The 17,909-nt window shown below is 43.6% G+C and carries 14 protein-coding genes, 2 rRNA genes and 1 other annotated feature; all 16 genes read right to left on the bottom strand.

From position 1 onward, the window contains the following. The gene (cysS, locus tag ACGTNI_RS15095) at window positions 1-1,395 is read right to left on the bottom strand and encodes a cysteine--tRNA ligase (RefSeq protein WP_394463619.1); all 1,395 of its coding nucleotides are present in this window, start codon (window positions 1,393-1,395) and stop codon (window positions 1-3) included. Further along, window positions 1,376-2,047, bottom strand: coding sequence for a serine O-acetyltransferase (cysE, locus tag ACGTNI_RS15090; protein WP_394463618.1), 672 nt, complete (start codon window positions 2,045-2,047; stop codon window positions 1,376-1,378). The genes cysS and cysE overlap by 20 nt, the downstream gene beginning before the upstream one ends. Before the next feature lie 115 nt (window positions 2,048-2,162). Then, window positions 2,163-2,375, bottom strand: a binding site (T-box leader). Window positions 2,376-2,433: 58 nt separating this feature from the next. Beyond that, the gene (gene gltX, locus ACGTNI_RS15085) at window positions 2,434-3,903 is read right to left on the bottom strand and encodes a glutamate--tRNA ligase (protein WP_394463617.1); all 1,470 of its coding nucleotides are present in this window, start codon (window positions 3,901-3,903) and stop codon (window positions 2,434-2,436) included. A gap of 81 nt (window positions 3,904-3,984) precedes the next feature. Continuing rightward, the gene (locus ACGTNI_RS15080) at window positions 3,985-5,166 is read right to left on the bottom strand and encodes a bifunctional 2-C-methyl-D-erythritol 4-phosphate cytidylyltransferase/2-C-methyl-D-erythritol 2,4-cyclodiphosphate synthase (RefSeq protein ID WP_394463640.1); all 1,182 of its coding nucleotides are present in this window, start codon (window positions 5,164-5,166) and stop codon (window positions 3,985-3,987) included. Between the two features lie 89 nt (window positions 5,167-5,255). Further along, window positions 5,256-6,350 carry a PIN/TRAM domain-containing protein gene (locus ACGTNI_RS15075; RefSeq protein ID WP_394463616.1) on the bottom strand — a complete coding sequence of 365 codons (1,095 nt, stop codon included), beginning with the start codon at window positions 6,348-6,350 and terminating at the stop codon, window positions 5,256-5,258. Window positions 6,351-6,504: 154 nt separating this feature from the next. Further along, window positions 6,505-7,578: a DNA integrity scanning diadenylate cyclase DisA gene (gene disA, locus ACGTNI_RS15070; protein WP_394463615.1), complete on the bottom strand. Its 1,074-nt coding sequence runs from the start codon at window positions 7,576-7,578 to the stop codon at window positions 6,505-6,507. Beyond that, complete coding sequence (radA, locus tag ACGTNI_RS15065; protein ID WP_394463614.1) at window positions 7,579-8,952, bottom strand: DNA repair protein RadA; 1,374 nt, start codon at window positions 8,950-8,952, stop codon at window positions 7,579-7,581. It lies immediately after the preceding gene. 131 nt (window positions 8,953-9,083) lie between these two features. Beyond that, window positions 9,084-10,298: an ISL3 family transposase gene (locus tag ACGTNI_RS15060; RefSeq protein ID WP_394463608.1), complete on the bottom strand. Its 1,215-nt coding sequence runs from the start codon at window positions 10,296-10,298 to the stop codon at window positions 9,084-9,086. A gap of 209 nt (window positions 10,299-10,507) precedes the next feature. Continuing rightward, window positions 10,508-12,946 carry an ATP-dependent protease ATP-binding subunit ClpC gene (clpC, locus tag ACGTNI_RS15055; protein WP_394463613.1) on the bottom strand — a complete coding sequence of 813 codons (2,439 nt, stop codon included), beginning with the start codon at window positions 12,944-12,946 and terminating at the stop codon, window positions 10,508-10,510. 24 nt (window positions 12,947-12,970) lie between these two features. Then, window positions 12,971-14,038 carry a protein-arginine kinase McsB gene (mcsB, locus tag ACGTNI_RS15050; RefSeq protein ID WP_394463612.1) on the bottom strand — a complete coding sequence of 356 codons (1,068 nt, stop codon included), beginning with the start codon at window positions 14,036-14,038 and terminating at the stop codon, window positions 12,971-12,973. Further along, window positions 14,038-14,580: a protein-arginine kinase activator protein McsA gene (gene mcsA, locus ACGTNI_RS15045; RefSeq protein WP_394463611.1), complete on the bottom strand. Its 543-nt coding sequence runs from the start codon at window positions 14,578-14,580 to the stop codon at window positions 14,038-14,040. The genes mcsB and mcsA overlap by 1 nt, the downstream gene beginning before the upstream one ends. 21 nt (window positions 14,581-14,601) lie before the next feature. Further along, window positions 14,602-15,069: a CtsR family transcriptional regulator gene (locus tag ACGTNI_RS15040; RefSeq protein ID WP_394463610.1), complete on the bottom strand. Its 468-nt coding sequence runs from the start codon at window positions 15,067-15,069 to the stop codon at window positions 14,602-14,604. Between the two features lie 203 nt (window positions 15,070-15,272). Further along, a complete protein-coding gene (locus ACGTNI_RS15035; protein ID WP_394463609.1) occupies window positions 15,273-15,971 on the bottom strand; it encodes an MgtC/SapB family protein in 699 nt (232 codons plus the stop codon). Window positions 15,972-16,094: 123 nt separating this feature from the next. Then, entirely contained in the window at window positions 16,095-17,309 is a 1,215-nt protein-coding gene (locus tag ACGTNI_RS15030; RefSeq protein WP_394463608.1) for an ISL3 family transposase, read from the bottom strand. A gap of 166 nt (window positions 17,310-17,475) precedes the next feature. After that, window positions 17,476-17,589: ribosomal RNA gene (rrf, locus tag ACGTNI_RS15025) — 5S ribosomal RNA — on the bottom strand. Window positions 17,590-17,783: 194 nt separating this feature from the next. Then, window positions 17,784-17,909, bottom strand: a 23S ribosomal RNA gene (locus ACGTNI_RS15020); the annotation flags it as partial.

Here is a 17,909-nt window from a genome sequence, read left to right as displayed (position 1 = left end):
TCATCCCCGTTTCCAGCGCGTCCCTTGTGGTGTATCTTCTAAAATGATATTCCTTGCTTTCAAATCATCACGGATTTGGTCGGCAAGTTCAAAGTTCCTGTTTTTTCTTGCTTCAATCCGTTTTTGGATTAAGGCTTCAATTTCTTCATCAATCAGCTCTTCCTGCTTCAATTCTACTCCGAGAATACCCGTAAGCGAAACCAGAGCTTCCTCGAACGCCTCAATCACTTCTGTAGAAGTTTGCGGAGATTGAAGATACAAGTTGGCATCTTTCGTCAAATCAAATAATACCGATATCGCATTGGCGGTATTGAAATCATCGTCCATCTCTTCTGCAAACCGCTGTTTATGCTGTGCAACTTTTTCCAGCCACTCTTTCTGGTCGGCTTGATCCATGCTTGCTTGTTTACGATGCTGAAGATTTTCATAGGCATTGCGGATCCGATCAAAGCTGTTTTTCGCCCCTTCCAGAAGTGCATCACTGAAGTTGATTGGGTGACGGTAATGGACACTTAGCATAAAGAAGCGGATGATATTGGGATCGTGCTTTTGGATTAAGTCATGGGCAAGAACAAAGTTGCCAAGCGACTTGGACATTTTTTCATTTTCCACATTGATATAACCATTGTGCATCCAATAATTTGCGAATGTCTGGCAGTTATGAGCTTCCGATTGGGCGATCTCATTTTCATGGTGCGGGAATGTTAAATCCTGTCCACCGGCATGAATATCAATCGTTTCACCTAAATACTTTTTGGCCATTGTCGAGCATTCAATATGCCAGCCAGGGCGCCCTTTGCCCCATGGACTCTCCCAGGAAATCTCTCCCGGTTTCGCCTGTTTCCATAAAGTAAAGTCAAGCGGGTCTTTCTTCTTCTCACCAACTTGGATCCGTGCTCCAGTACGTAGTTCGTCAATGGACTGATGGGACAGTTTACCATACTGATCAAACGAACGTGTTTTAAAGTAAACATCTCCATCGGATTCGTAGGCATGGCCTTTATCGATCAAACCCTTAATGAATTCAATGATCTCTGGCATATTTTCAGTAACGCGGGGATGATGGACGGCTTCCTTTACACCGAGAGCTTTGACGTCCTCTTTGTAGGCACCGATGAACCTGTCGGCAATCGCGGGCACCTCTTCTCCCATTTCATTAGCTGCTTTGATCAGCTTGTCATCGACATCTGTAAAGTTGAGTACATAATCGACGTTATACCCCTTATATTCGAAATACCGGCGAACAGTATCGAATACGATAGCCGGTCGGGCGTTCCCGATATGGATATAGTTATATACGGTCGGTCCGCATACATACATTTTCACTTTACCTTCTTCGAGAGGAGTGAATGCCTCTTTTGTCCGTTTCAGCGTATTATAAATTTTTATGGCCATCGTGAATCGCTCCTTCGCTATCGTCAATCTGTTTTCTCAACCGCATGATTTCTTCTTCCATCGCTTTCAATCGATCATATACCGGGTCAGGAAGCTTGTGGTGATCCAGGTCCTTCTTCCTTACTTTCTTCCCGTCCTGGATGACTACCCGTCCCGGAATCCCTACTACGGTAGAATTATCAGGAACATCGTTCAATACCACAGACCCTGCTCCCACTTTGGAATTTTCCCCGATGGTAATCGAACCAAGCACTTTCGCCCCTGTAGCGACAAGGGAATTATCCAGCAAAGTCGGATGCCTTTTTCCTTTTTCCTTCCCTGTGCCTCCTAGAGTGACTCCTTGGAAAATAGTCACATTATCTCCTATTTCACAGGTTTCCCCAATTACTACACCCATACCATGGTCGATAAAAAAACGACGTCCGATCGTCGCACCGGGGTGAATCTCAATCCCTGTGAAAAAGCGGCTGATTTGTGAAATCACACGGGCGATGAAGAAAAATTTCCGTTTATAACAAGCATGGGCCACCCTGTGCGCCCAAATGGCATGCAGCCCGGAATAGGTAAGAATAACTTCAAAATACGTGCGAGCTGCCGGATCCTGGTCAAACACGACATCTACATCTTCCTTGAATATTTTGAATAGCCCCATACTTGACCTCCTTAAATATATTAGAATACCTGCTTATCGCCTTTGACTTATGACGAAAGCATTCGTAAATCTAAAACTTTTTTAACGAATAAAAAAGCGCCTCTATGCTGATCAGCACAGAGACGCTCCACGCGCGGTTCCACTCTGTTTGAGAAAGTACCTTTCTCCAACTCGATTCTCTATAACGGGAGAACCCGCTTCCGCCTACTTCGTTCGACGCAAGACTCAGAGGGGCAATTCAAAAGCAGGCCTTAAAACCACTTTCAGCCAGGGTGGTTATCTCTGTGTAAGGGATATGCTTTCTACTTTTCCTCATCGACGTTCCTAATGATACTTTTCTTAAATGTATTATTACTATATTACAATAATGATCCTTTGTGAATCATTTAGCCTTCCAGCTTATTCAGGACATCATTCAAGCGGACCGTCACTGTATCGATACCAAGCAAATGAATAGCATCCGGGAGTTCCGGACCGTGCGTTTGACCGGTGGTAGCTACACGGATCGGCATAAACAGCTTCTTCCCTTTATGACCTGTTTCTTTCTGAACCGCTTTGATTTGAGCTTTGATATTCTGTGGTGTCACTTCTTCCAGTTCGGCAAGCTTCTGCTTGAAGGTGCTTAATACTTCAGGAACCTGCTCTCCATCCAGTACTTCCATCGCTTCACTGTCATACTCGATTTCCTGTTTGAAAAATAACTCTGTCAATTCTACGATTTCAGAACCATAGCTTAATTGTTCATGATAAAGACTGATTAATTCAAGTGCCCATTTTCGTTCTTCCCCGTCCAAATCTTCAGGAAGACGTCCAGCTTGAATTAAATGCGGCAACGTTAAATCGACCACTTGATCGAAGTCAGCCGCCTTGATGTACTGGTTATTCATCCATTTCAGTTTAGCCGGGTCGAATACAGCTGGTGAAGTGGACAGACGATCCGGGTCAAACATCTCGATAAATTGATCTTTAGTAAAGATTTCTTCTTCACCTACCGGGGACCAGCCGAGCAGTGTAATGAAGTTGAACAAAGCTTCCGGCAAGTAACCAAGGTTTTTGTATTGCTCGATGAACTGCAGGATGTGTTCATCACGCTTACTCAACTTTTTACGGTTTTCGTTTAAAATCAAGGTCATGTGGCCAAACTTAGGCGGCTCCCATCCGAATGCTTCATATACCATCATTTGCTTCGGTGTATTGGAGATATGTTCTTCTCCTCGCAATACATGGGATATACCCATCAGTTGGTCATCAATGGCAACGGCGAAATTGTATGTCGGGGTGCCATTTTTCTTTACGATTACCCAATCGCCAAAGTCACTGGCATCAAAACTGATGTCCCCACGGACAATATCATTGAACCTATAAGTGTGGTCTTTCGGCACACGCAGGCGGATGCTCGGCTCACGGCCTTCGGCTTCGAATTGCTCACATTGTTCCTGCGTCAAGTTGGCATGAGCACCAGAATACTTAGGTACTTGCCCCTTCGACCGCTGTTCTTCACGTTCCTCTTCCAGCTCCTCGGCAGTCATATAGCACTTGTAAGCCAAGTCACGCTCTAATAAGTCGTCCACATACTCTTGGTAAATATCAAGCCGCTCCATTTGGCGGTATGGTCCGTACTCTCCACCGATATCCGCACCTTCATCCCACTCGATGCCAAGCCATTTCAAGTAATCCAGCTGGCTTTTCTCGCCACCTTCGACGTTTCGCTTCTCATCGGTATCTTCCACCCGGATGATGAATTTTCCATTTAAATGACGCGCATATAAATAATTGAATAAAGCCGTGCGGGCATTCCCGATATGCAGGTGGCCCGTTGGACTTGGTGCATAGCGCACCCTCACTTCGTTGTTCATAGTATGTCTACCCCTTTCTAGTTTCCGCTCCATGGAAGGACGTTCTTCACCTTGTCCTATTTTATCATTTTTTCCCGTCATTTAGTTATCATTCTGCAAAAGGACAACAGCTTGTGAGGCAATTCCTTCGCCTCTTCCAGGGAAGCCTAATTTTTCTGTTGTTGTCGCTTTGACATTGATCCGGCTAATATCCGCTTGTAATAACGCAGCAATATTTTTCCTGATTTCTTCTATATATGGCGCCATTTTCGGTGCTTGCGCAATTACTGTACAATCCAGGTTACCCAAGTTGTACCCTTTTTCCTTAACCAGCTGCCAGACATCTTCGAGCAGTTTGGAAGAATCTGCGTCCTTATATGCTTCATCTGTATCCGGGAAGTGTCTGCCAATATCTCCTTCCCCAATTGCTCCTAAACAGGCATCCGCTACCGTATGAAGCAATACATCCGCATCGGAGTGGCCGAGCAATCCTTTTTCATAAGGGATCTCCACACCACCAATGATGCACTTCCTCCCTTCGGCAAGCTGATGCACATCAAATCCTTGTCCTATCCGAAACATCCCTTCATCTCCCGTCTTGTTGTTTTTATGGGAAAGGTGCGATAGTGCTTTCGCCTTATCCTCTGGAGTTGTTAATTTCATATTATCATAGCTTCCCTGTACAACCGTGACATCTCTTCCCATCCGTTCCACAAGCGAAGCATCATCTGTCCCCGTATAGCCGGAATTTTTCGCCTGTTCATGTGCTTCTAATATCAATGGATAGGAAAAGCTTTGTGGCGTCTGGGCCGCCCATAAGGTCTTCCGGTCCAGGGTCGTCAGCTTATTTCCATTCCGCTGTTTGATTGTATCCGTAACCGGTACTGCCAGCAATGCCGCCTCATGTTCCATCGTTTCTTTTGCCAACTCATGTAAGTGGGACTGTTCCACAAACGGCCTTGCTCCATCATGAATAAACACTGGAATCGATTTATTGGAGACCGACTTCAATCCTTGATATACACTATCCTGACGCTCTTTCCCTCCAACCGTCAACCGGATAACCGTTTCAAAGGGGTGAGCATCAATCAGAGACTGCATACTCTCTTTCTCTTTTTCATTAATAACTAACACAATCTCCCGGCACCACTCGTCTTTCTCAAAAACGGATAAGGTATGTATAATCAAAGGCTTATCATCCAGCAGCAGAAACTGTTTGTTTTTCCCCGCTTTCATTCGCTTTCCCTGACCAGCTGCGAGCACTATTGCTGTATATTCGATCATCATGCATCCATCCTAACCGTTTGTAAACAACAAAAGCGATAACATCACCTGTTATCACTTTTGCTTTTCCTTATTTGTTTATACCCTTTTTATAAGGCTTTTTCAAGTGGTTTCGGTTTAGCGAAAATCATTCGTCCCGCAGATGTCTGCAACACACTCGTGACAATGACATCGATGGTTTCACCAATGTAATTCTTTCCTTCTTCCACAACGATCATTGTACCATCATCCAGGTAGGCAACCCCCTGGTTCTGCTCTTTACCATCTTTGATCACCTGGATTTTCATTTCTTCACCCGGCAGAACAACCGGTTTCACAGCATTAGCAAGATCATTGATATTCAGCACAGCTACATTCTGAAACTCACAAACTTTATTCAAATTGAAATCATTCGTGACAACTACACCATCCATTACTTTGGCGAGCTTGACCAATTTACTGTCCACTTCCTGGATCTCTTCAAAATCTCCCTCATAGATCTCCACGTTGACCGGAAGATCTTTCTGAAGTCTATTCAGTATATCCAGCCCGCGTCGACCGCGATTACGCTTCAATCCATCAGAGGAATCGGCAATATGCTGCAGTTCTTCCAGCACAAATTGCGGAATGACAATCGTTCCCTCAAGAAAATTAGTCTGACAGATATCCGCTATCCGGCCATCGATGATGACGCTCGTATCCAGAATCTTCGGCTTAGGAAGTTCTGCTGTAGCCTGAGCGGTATTTTCTTCCTCCGGTTGTTTCTTGTCTTTTTTCGTATTATTACTAAATAACGCTAGTATTTCATCTTTACGTTTAAAACCCACCTGGAATCCGAAATATCCTAAGAAAAAGGTCAGGAAAATAGGGACGACCTGGCTGACGACTTGAATCTGAATATCCTGGATGATCATATTAATTAAGAATGCAATCACCAGACCGATAATCAGACCGAAGCTTCCAAGCAGCAAATCAGCTAAAGGGGCTTTTACAAGGGTATCCTCAAACCACCTCAGTAAATTTACAATCGAATCGACCAGCCAAAATGTTAATAAAAATAAGATAAGTGCTCCCAAAATAGCGCCGACATAAGAAGATTGTAACCAGCCCTGGTCAGTGAAAAGCTTCATCAAATCAGGGATATACAAATAACCTAATGTAGCACCCGCAATAATAATAAATAATTGCACAATTCTTTTAAGCACTATGTTCACCTCCTAGCCAACAGTATGACCAAAATAGCGTTGCTATAACCATAAAACCATTAAGTTATATATATTTTCAAAGGTAGCACAATTTACAAATATAGTCAATTTTTTAACATGAAATTTTACCATATTGAAATAAAGTTGTCAAATTTTAAATATGTCTATCTACAAATAACTGTTCCTGGACCCTATCCAGCCCATCTTTGATTTTATTTGCCCGTACATCCCCAATACCGTCGACTTTAACTAGCTCCTTCGTAGAAGCCATGACGATATGATTAAGGGTACCGAAACGTTTAATTAGATGTTCAATGATCAAAGGCGGTAGACGTGGAATTTTTCTCAGGATACGATACCCTCTCGGTTCAATAGAATCCTGCATTTTCTGATTAGGAGAATAACCCAGTAATTTAAGAACCTTCTCCCCAGACATCAATTCAGAATCGGTAGCCTCCTGCATCTTTTTTAACAGATAAGAAGGTTCATAGTCATCGTTCTTACTGTAATCTTTCAGTAGAAGGGTAGCTTCTTCTTCAATATTCGATACCAGCTCGGTCAACTGCATTTGGACCAGCCTGCCTTCGGTGCCGAGCTCGTTTGCGTAATTCAAAATTTCTGTTTTGATGCGGAGGACCATTTCAATTCTGTGAATCACCTGGATCACTTCTGAAAAGGTAACCATCTCTTCAAATTCTAGCGCCCCAAGGTTTGTAATCCCCTGATCCAACACCTTTTTATACTTTTCCAGCGTTTGAATCGCCTGATTCGCTTTCGTCAAAATGACTCCTATATCTTTCAGCGAATAGCGGAGACTTCCCTTATAAAGGGTGATGACATTCCTCCGTTGAGAAATGGCAATTACTAAATGTCCGGTTTGTTTTGCGACACGCTCTGCTGTCCGGTGGCGCATCCCGGTCTCTGTCGATGTGATAGTCGAATCCGGGATGAGTTGGGCGTTAGCGTATAAAATATATTCACCTTGATCATCTAAAATGATAGCTCCGTCCATTTTGGCTAATTCATACAAATGGGCAGGGGTGAAAACAGACTGGATATGAAAGCCTCCATCTACGATATGATGCATCTTTTCATCATACCCTACCACAATCAGTCCGCCGGTTTTCGCACGCAGCACGTTGTCGATGCCTTCACGGACAGGAGTCCCAGGGGCGACAAATTGTAAAATATCGCCGATGACGGACTCTTTCATTTCATGCCATTCCATTTATCTCTCTCCTAACGTTATGCTTAATGCTTCCTGTACTGTATTGACCCCGACCACCTCAATATTGTCAGGGGGTGTCCAGCCCTCAAGGTTTTTCTGCGGGATAATGACACGCTTAAAACCAAGCTTGGCTGCTTCCTGGACACGTTGTTCTATCCGTGCAACACGTCTTATTTCACCAGTCAGTCCTACTTCTCCTACTACAACATCATCCGCCTTGGATGCTTGGTTCCTGAAACTCGAAGCAATGCTGATGGCAACTGCCAGATCGATAGCCGGTTCATCCAATTTCACTCCACCGGCAACTTTCAAATAAGCATCCTGATTCTGTAAAAGAAGACCGACACGTTTCTCCAGGACGGCCATTAACAATGGCACACGGTTATGGTCCAGTCCGGTTGCCATGCGTCTAGGATTTCCAAATGTAGTGGGAGATATAAGCGCCTGGATCTCTACCAGTACCGGTCGTGTCCCTTCCATAGAGGCTACGATCGTAGAACCAGCCGCTCCCTGAGAACGTTCTTCCAGAAAGATTTCAGAAGGGTTATCCACTTCTTCCAGTCCCTTTTCTTTCATTTCAAAAATCCCCATCTCATTGGTGCTGCCAAAACGGTTCTTTACCCCTCGCAGAATGCGGAAGGTATGATGTTGTTCCCCTTCAAAATACAAAACGGCGTCTACCATATGTTCCAACAGCCGAGGACCTGCAATTGAGCCTTCTTTGGTCACATGTCCGACAATGAAAATCGGGATCCCTTTACTTTTCGCGACACGCATCAGTTCACTCGTACATTCCCGCACTTGTGAAACACTGCCAGGAGCAGAGGTCACCTCTTCCCGGTAAATGGTCTGAATCGAGTCGATGACGACAAACTTCGGGTCAATGGATTCAATCTGGTTGACTACTTCCGCTAAGTTGGTCTCGGGAAGGACATAAAGTTCTTCCGAGTTTATCGATAGCCGATCAGCCCGTAATTTTGTCTGTCTGGCTGATTCCTCTCCGGATATATATAAAACTGGCATTCCTTTGTCTGCCAGCTGTGAAGATACTTGCAATAACAAAGTTGACTTACCAATTCCCGGATCCCCCCCGATTAAAACCAAAGAACCCGGCACAATCCCTCCGCCGAGCACCCGGTTAAGCTCAGGCATCTTCGTCGTTATACGCGGCTCCTTCTCCGAATGGATAGCCGTTATTTTCTCGGGTTTTTTAGAAGCACTGTTGTCTGCCTGGAAAACATGGCGGGCAGGATCCTTCGAAACTACTTCCTCTACTAATGTATTCCACTGATGACAGGCCGGGCATTTGCCCATCCACTTTGCGGATTCATAGCCGCATTCCTGGCAAACAAATTTGCTTTTCTTTTTTGCCAAGCTGATCTCCCCTTACTTCTGTTATTTTATATACGATAAGAATGATGGAAAGGTTGCAAGATTTATTTAATTTTCTCCTATAATAATAGGTTCTAAATCAAATGTTGGGGTGAGAGGGGGCTAGCTCCTACTCATCCCATTTGAATTTCCATATGCTTATATTGATGATGCAATAATACACGATTACGGAAACGCTCATACTTCCTAAATCCAAAAGCGTTTCGTTTGATGACTTTCGTCTGGTTGTTTAAACCCTCGATAAATCCACTACTATATCCAAAAGTAAAGCTATTCAATATCTCTGGCTGCCAGTTTTTAAAGGTTTGAATTGCTTTCTCAAATTCCGGCAGGCCGACGGCCTTCACTCGGTCATAGAATTCGAAAAGCGTTTCCTTTACTTTGGCAGGCTCCTGAAGGCCCAGCTCTTTAGCTTTCGCCATCCACCCCCGGAACTCTTCTTTCAATCGGTGAGCTAGCTGTAGATCTTCAGAAAAAGATATATATCTACTTAAGTATCTTCCCTGCTTTTCCGTTAAATCTTCGATTGGCTTATTAAATACATGACGCATTCTCTTACACTTTTTTCGGTCATAATCATGGAAGTCTTTTTGCACACGCCGGCGTACAAGCTCTAATGCCCAATAAATATAACGGCAAAAATGGAAACGATCCGCAATGATAATCGGGTCTCCTAGTGCCTGGCGAACAGCCGACTTAAATGTAGGACTCATATCCATAATTACCATTTCCACTCGTTCTCCTTTTTCACGAAGGTACTTTTTAACCGTAGAGACCGATCGATCAGGTAAGATATCTAGCGGTTTTCGGGTATCTCCATCAGCGATAATCACCTGGAATTTTCCCTTATTAGTGTCACCTTTGTATTCATCAATGGCAATCACAGGCGGCAGTTCCTTGACTGGTTGTAATAGGGGGGCTGCTACCTCGTCAAACCTACGAATGACAGTTGTGGGAGAAGTACGAAACTGTCTGGCAGTGTCCTTGAAGTTCTTCCCTTGAATGACACGAAAACCCAGTGCTTGATTCCATTCTTTAGAATGACGTTGATAACGCTCGACAAATGTATTGTCTTCTGAAAACCTCTTCCCACAGGGGCAAACGTAACGGCGCCTACGATAATACAAATAGGTGGTCCTTTCACACACCTTAAGGTGTTGAACTTTCTGAGCTCGGTAATCATGGACACGGCTGGTAAATTCCCCACATTTCGGGCATTGGTGAGGTTTTTGTGGAACTTCGATATGAAGGTAATACGCTCCATTTCGCTCCTCTTCATTGGTAATGACAATATCTTTCAAACCAGGCAAACTCATGTTAGAATTCATTTATACACGCACTCCTATCTTTGCTTGTTTCTCGTCAATTCAAGTGTAAAGGATATAGGAGCTTGCGTGTATTTTATTGTTTTAAAACCCCAACAAATATTTTAGAGCCTAATAATAAAACTTGGAAAATAGAAAAGACTCCCTACTGAAAGCATAGCGAAAACAGAAAAAAATCGGAAGGCAAAAACCTTCCGATTTCTAATATTCCATTATTTGGCGTGTACAACAAATTCCTGTTGGTCATTGATATCAATATCTACTTTTTGCCCTTTTTCAATGTTTTCTTTCAAGAGCTCTTCAGAAAGCAGATCCTCTACGTTTTTCTGGATAGAGCGACGCAACGGTCTTGCCCCATACTCGGGATCGAAACCTTCGCTTGCGATTTTCTCGATGGCTTTCTGAGATAAGGTGAAGTCGATCTCCTGTTCTTTCAGGCGCTTACGCAGCTCCTCAGCCATAAGGGTGACAATGTCAGTCATGTGTTTTCTTTCTAAAGAATGGAATACGATGGTTTCATCGATTCGGTTCAGGAATTCTGGGCGGAATGCTTTTTTCAATTCACCCAATACTTTCGACCTCATATCGGAATGATCCTGATTGTCATCACCCAGGCTGAAACCTACGAATTTATTCCGTTTCAATTCTTGAGCCCCTACGTTGGATGTCATAATCAGAACGGTATTACGGAAGTCGACGACGCGACCTTTTGAATCAGTCAACCGTCCATCCTCCAGCACCTGGAGTAAGATATTGAATACTTCCGGGTGAGCTTTTTCAATCTCATCCAACAGGACAACGGAATATGGCTTACGACGGACTTTCTCAGTAAGCTGACCGCCTTCTTCATGGCCGACATATCCTGGTGGTGAACCTACCAGACGAGAAGTGCTGTGTTTTTCCATATATTCGGACATATCGATGCGAATCATGGCATCCTCATCACCGAACATCGTTTCAGCAAGCGCCCGGGCAAGCTCTGTCTTACCTACACCAGTCGGTCCTAAGAAGATAAAGGAACCAATCGGACGTTTTGGATCTTTAAGTCCGGCACGGGCACGACGGATCGCTTTAGAAATGGACTTCACCGCTTCATCCTGGCCAATGACACGCTTGTGAAGGGTGTCCTCCATATTCAACAGACGTTCGCTTTCATCTTTAGCAAGTTTAGATACCGGGACTCCCGTCCAAGTAGAAACGACTGCTGCGATATCTTCGGTAGATACTTCGGAACTTTCCTGCCCTTGCTTTTCCTTCCACTCATTTTTAGTCTGCTCCAGCTCATCACGAAGACGTTGTTCACTATCGCGTAGAGAAGCTGCTTTTTCGAATTCCTGGCCTTGTACAGCAGCATCTTTTTCCTTGCGTACTTCCTCCAGCTTCTGTTCCAATTCTTTCAAGTTTGGCGGAGCAGTATAAGACTGCAAGCGGACTTTGGATGCTGCTTCATCAATCAAGTCAATTGCTTTATCCGGCAGGAACCGGTCTGTAATATAACGGTCAGATAGTTTTACTGCAGATTCAATTGCTTCGTCCGTAATCGTTACACGGTGGTGAGCTTCGTAACGATCGCGCAGCCCTTGTAAAATTTGAACCGATTCATCTGCTGTCGGCTCATCGACTTGGATCGGCTGGAAACGACGTTCAAGCGCTGCATCCTTCTCAATATATTTACGGTATTCATCGATTGTAGTAGCACCGATACATTGCAGTTCCCCACGGGCTAGTGATGGCTTCAGTATATTTGAGGCATCAATCGCACCTTCTGCACCACCCGCTCCGATCAGGGTATGCAATTCATCGATGAATAAGATGATATTATTAGCCTGACGGATTTCTTCCATTACTTTTTTCAAGCGATCTTCAAATTCACCACGGTATTTCGTCCCCGCAACGACCGTACCCATATCAAGGGTCATGACACGTTTATCACGGAGAATCTCTGGCACTTCATTACTAATGATCTGCTGTGCCAGACCTTCTGCGATAGCGGTTTTACCTACCCCAGGCTCACCAATCAAAACAGGGTTATTTTTGGTACGTCGACTGAGTACTTGAATCACCCGCTCGATCTCTTTACCACGGCCAATGACCGGATCAATATTTCCTTCCTTAGCAATTGCAGTCAAATCACGTGCCAGGGAATCTAATGTCGGGGTGTTGGCATTGGCTGCCTGGCTGGAACCTCCACGACGATTCTGTCCGTTTGAAGATTCGTTATTCCCCAATAGCTGTAACACTTGCTGACGCGCTTTGTTCAGGCTCACTCCTAAGTTATTCAATACACGCGCTGCGACGCCCTCACCTTCACGGATCAAGCCCAGCAGGATATGCTCTGTGCCTACGTATGAATGGCCAAGCTTTCGAGCTTCATCCATGGATAGTTCAATCACTTTTTTAGCTCGCGGTGTATAATGAATGGTTTGAGAAACTTTCTCTCCCCTTCCAATCAGCTGTTCCACTTCGCCCTGGATTTTTTCCGCTTCCAGGCCTAAAGCAGTGAGGGCTTTAGCTGCAATTCCTTCGCCTTCCCGTACTAAACCTAGAAGAATATGCTCTGTTCCAATATTATTATGGCCTAGTCGTACTGCTTCTTCTTGTGCCAGTGCCAACACTTTTTGTGCTCTTTCTGTAAATCGCCCAAACATCATGGACATAACCTCCTTAAAGTAATGTTACTTTTTTTCTAATTGTAGTCGCTCACGTATCAGCGACGCTCTTCTTATATCCCGCTGATCTGGTGTCAATGTTTCCTGAGCGTATTGTTGTAAAAACCCCGGCTGCGTCAAAATCATCAGCTCGTTCAAAATATTTTGTGATACATTTTTAATAAATCCTAAATCAATTCCCAGTCGGACATCCGATAAGCATTTGGCAGCTTCTTTAGACTCGATAATCCGGCTGTTTTTTAAAACTCCGTATGAACGGAAAACACGATCTTCCAATTGGATGCCGGAACGCTGCATCAGTGTTTCGCGTGCTTTCCTTTCCTGGTCAACCAGCTGTCTTACCACGCTTTGCAAATCTTCTACAATATCTTCTTCTGACTTTCCAAGTGTAATTTGGTTGGATATTTGAAAGATGTTGCCTAACGCTTCGCTTCCTTCTCCATAGATGCCCCTTACTACCAGCCCTAACTGGTTAATAGCTGGGATCATCCGGTTTACCTGCTGTGTCATGGAGAGTGCCGGCAAATGCATCATGACAGAAGCCCGCATCCCGGTACCGACGTTTGTCGGACAAGCTGTTAAATACCCTCGCTTTTCATCAAAGGCATAATTTATCTTCTCCTCCAGCCAATCATCCAGCTCCGAGGCACGTTGTAAAGCCTTTTCTAGTTGAAAACCAGGATAATATAACTGGATGCGAAGATGATCTTCTTCATTGATCATGACCGATATTTGCTCATTTTCAGAAATCAATGCGGCCGAATGGTCCGAATGTTCAGCAAGATGAGGGCTGATCAAATGCTTTTCAACCAGCACTCTTTTTTCTATCGGTTTCAGCCTGCTCATTTCTACTAATTCCAGATTTTTATAGTCTTTAAATGACTGATGAGCATATTCTTGATTAAAAAAATCAAGAATCGGTTTGAGCTCTTCTTCTTTTGCAATGATAGGAAAAGTTACCTGCGCAAAGTTCCTGGCCAGCCGAATACGGCTGCTGAGCACAATATCGCTGTCAGGACCTTCCTCTTTCATCCATGGACTAATCGCTTCATTCATGAAATTCTGAAGAGACATCAGACATCTCCTCCTTGCTCATCATCCAGCTGTTTCTCCAGCTTTCGAATTTGATCGCGTACTTTAGCTGCTTCTTCAAATTCTTCTCTATCAATCAATTGATGTAACTCATGTTTTTTCTGTTCTATTTCTTTTCTAAGGTGAAGGTTACCGCCTGCACGTTTTGGGATTTTCCCATTATGCTGGGTATTCCCGCTATGCACGCGTCGAAAAATCGGATTGAGCTTCTCATCAAACGTCTTGTAGCATTCTGCGCATCCGAATTTACCAATTCTGGCAAATTCCTGATACGTAAGACCGCATTTCGGGCATTGTACCTGCTTAGCAGGCTGCGTGGAAGTTGGTGCTGTGCCGCTGCTAATCGAGGTGGCATGATCAAAGTTGAATAAGCCAGATAGCAAGTCATTCAATGAAAAGGAAGTTTCTCCATAGCCTTTTTCTTTGGCACATTGTTCACACACATGAATTTCTGTTTTGTCACCATTGATTACCTTAGTCAAATGCACAGTTGCCGGACGTTGATGACATTCTTGGCACTCCATCTCAACTTCTCCCCTTTCTCCTTATGACATCTTATATCTAAGGGTCGTTAACATCGCTGTTAAAATCCTTGCTCTAACTTCATCTCGTAATGGCAGTTGAAAGTTCAGTACTTGACGGGTTATTACACTAACCATCAGTTTGGCTTCCCGCTCTGTAATGATTTCTTCTTCTAATAGTCGTTCAATAATATCAATGGCGGCTGTCTGTGTCACTTTATCCTGGATGTTTTCTAAGATTTCATCTAATAGTTTCGTATCATCCTGGTGTTTGACACGTATAATGCGGATATAACCCCCGCCACCCCGTTTACTTTCTACTATATAGCCTTTTTCCACAGTGAACCTGGTCTTAATCACATAATTAATTTGAGAGGGAACACATTGAAATCGCTCTGCTATTTCGCTTCGCTTTATTTCGATTGCATCTTGACGGTTAGAATCGAGTATTTGTTTTAAATAAGCTTCAATGATGTCGGATATATTCCGCATCTTCCCCCCTCCTCTTTTGACTTTGACTATCTTTGACTTTAATTTTATTATACTTAAATTTTTTCTGGATGCAACTAAAAAGTTTATAATTTTTTCATACCATTCATGTTCCCCTAATTCGCATGTTTTTAAAACCAAGATTTATAAGAGATTATGTAGAAAAAAGCCGTACTACAAAGATGCAGTACAGCTTAGGTGTGGTTTCATGCTTTTCGCTCGTATACCAATTTGACATGTTCAATTTTAGAAAGACAATCAAATAAAACCGTTTGGTCAAACTTTTGTCCTCTCTCTATTTCAATAAAAAGCGTCCGTTCTCCTGTTCGTTCATTTTCAATAGATAATCTTTTTACATTTAGACCGAATTGATCAAAAGTCTCTACCACTTCTCCCATGTTGACTTCTTTTTCTACTAACAAACGAACAAAATTTCTTCCTCTTCCTGCCATTACTTTTTCTTCAATTTGATTCAAGACTACGAGACTTAACAGCACTATAATGGTGGTAAAAATAGCAGCGTCATACATCCCGGCACCGATCACCAAACCGATCGCTGCCACCGTCCAGATCGAAGCAGCAGTGGTCAGTCCTTTGATAGTCATACCATTGACAATAATCGTGCCTGCTCCCAGGAAACCGATTCCGCTGATTACATATGAAGGTATCCTTGCCGGATCAAATCTGATATTATCTGATGACTCCATAAATGTCTCAAAACCATATAAAGATAAAAGCATCATCAGACAAGCTCCGACCCCGACCAGTATATGTGTTCGAAAACCCGCAGAATGGTTTTTTAATTCCCGCTCAAAACCTATCAAGCCAGATAAAAAAAGAGCGATAAGCAGCCGGATGAAATAAGTATTAAAATCATCATCCAAAAAAGGGATAGCTTCCATCATCCTCACCTCCAACAACTACATATATGCTGATTATATATAAGTATGAACAGTATAGCACTCTATACCTGTTTATTAAAAAAGGTTCTAAATCAAATGTTGGGGTGAGAGGGGGCTAGCTCCTACTCATCCCATTTGAATTTCCATATGCTTATATTGATGATGCAATAATACACGATTACGGAAACGCTCATACTTCCTAAATCCAAAAGCGTTTCGTTTGATGACTTTCGTCTGGTTGTTTAAACCCTCGATAAATCCACTACTATATCCAAAAGTAAAGCTATTCAATATCTCTGGCTGCCAGTTTTTAAAGGTTTGAATTGCTTTCTCAAATTCCGGCAGGCCGACGGCCTTCACTCGGTCATAGAATTCGAAAAGCGTTTCCTTTACTTTGGCAGGCTCCTGAAGGCCCAGCTCTTTAGCTTTCGCCATCCACCCCCGGAACTCTTCTTTCAATCGGTGAGCTAGCTGTAGATCTTCAGAAAAAGATATATATCTACTTAAGTATCTTCCCTGCTTTTCCGTTAAATCTTCGATTGGCTTATTAAATACATGACGCATTCTCTTACACTTTTTTCGGTCATAATCATGGAAGTCTTTTTGCACACGCCGGCGTACAAGCTCTAATGCCCAATAAATATAACGGCAAAAATGGAAACGATCCGCAATGATAATCGGGTCTCCTAGTGCCTGGCGAACAGCCGACTTAAATGTAGGACTCATATCCATAATTACCATTTCCACTCGTTCTCCTTTTTCACGAAGGTACTTTTTAACCGTAGAGACCGATCGATCAGGTAAGATATCTAGCGGTTTTCGGGTATCTCCATCAGCGATAATCACCTGGAATTTTCCCTTATTAGTGTCACCTTTGTATTCATCAATGGCAATCACAGGCGGCAGTTCCTTGACTGGTTGTAATAGGGGGGCTGCTACCTCGTCAAACCTACGAATGACAGTTGTGGGAGAAGTACGAAACTGTCTGGCAGTGTCCTTGAAGTTCTTCCCTTGAATGACACGAAAACCCAGTGCTTGATTCCATTCTTTAGAATGACGTTGATAACGCTCGACAAATGTATTGTCTTCTGAAAACCTCTTCCCACAGGGGCAAACGTAACGGCGCCTACGATAATACAAATAGGTGGTCCTTTCACACACCTTAAGGTGTTGAACTTTCTGAGCTCGGTAATCATGGACACGGCTGGTAAATTCCCCACATTTCGGGCATTGGTGAGGTTTTTGTGGAACTTCGATATGAAGGTAATACGCTCCATTTCGCTCCTCTTCATTGGTAATGACAATATCTTTCAAACCAGGCAAACTCATGTTAGAATTCATTTATACACGCACTCCTATCTTTGCTTGTTTCTCGTCAATTCAAGTGTAAAGGATATAGGAGCTTGCGTGTATTTTATTGTTTTAAAACCCCAACAAATATTTTAGAGCCTAAAAAAAAGAAACCAAAAAACCCGGAAGCTTTGGAAAGCTTCCGGGTTTTTTGATTGCCTAGCGGCGTCCTACTCTCACGGGGATAAACCCGACTACCATCGGCGCTGGAGAGCTTAACTGCTGTGTTCGGCATGGGAACAGGTGTGGCCTCTCCGCTATCGCCACTAGACCTTGACTATTTAATTGAGGTGAACCCTCAAAACTAGATAAGTAACATTCAACGACGAACGTCGTTTTCACGAATCAATCCAGCTCCGACTCCCAGGTCCTTGCTGTTCTAAGTAATCCTTCTGCCGGGCGCTTACGCCCTTTCGCAGGATTGCTTAGCCAGTCGGACCTTAACGGTCGTCTCCGCTTTATACGTTAGTTAAGTCCTCGATCGATTAGTATCCGTCAGCTCCACGTGTCACCACGCTTCCACCTCGGACCTATCTACCTCATCGTCTCTGAGGGATCTTACTCACTCGAAGTGATGGGAAATCTCATCTA

It is taken from the genome of Thalassobacillus sp. B23F22_16, from assembly GCF_043496955.1.
Classification (GTDB): Bacteria; Bacillota; Bacilli; order Bacillales; family Halobacillaceae; genus Thalassobacillus; species Thalassobacillus devorans_A.
Note: the sequence above shows the minus strand (reverse complement) of the source record. Positions and strands in the feature narration are given on the sequence as shown.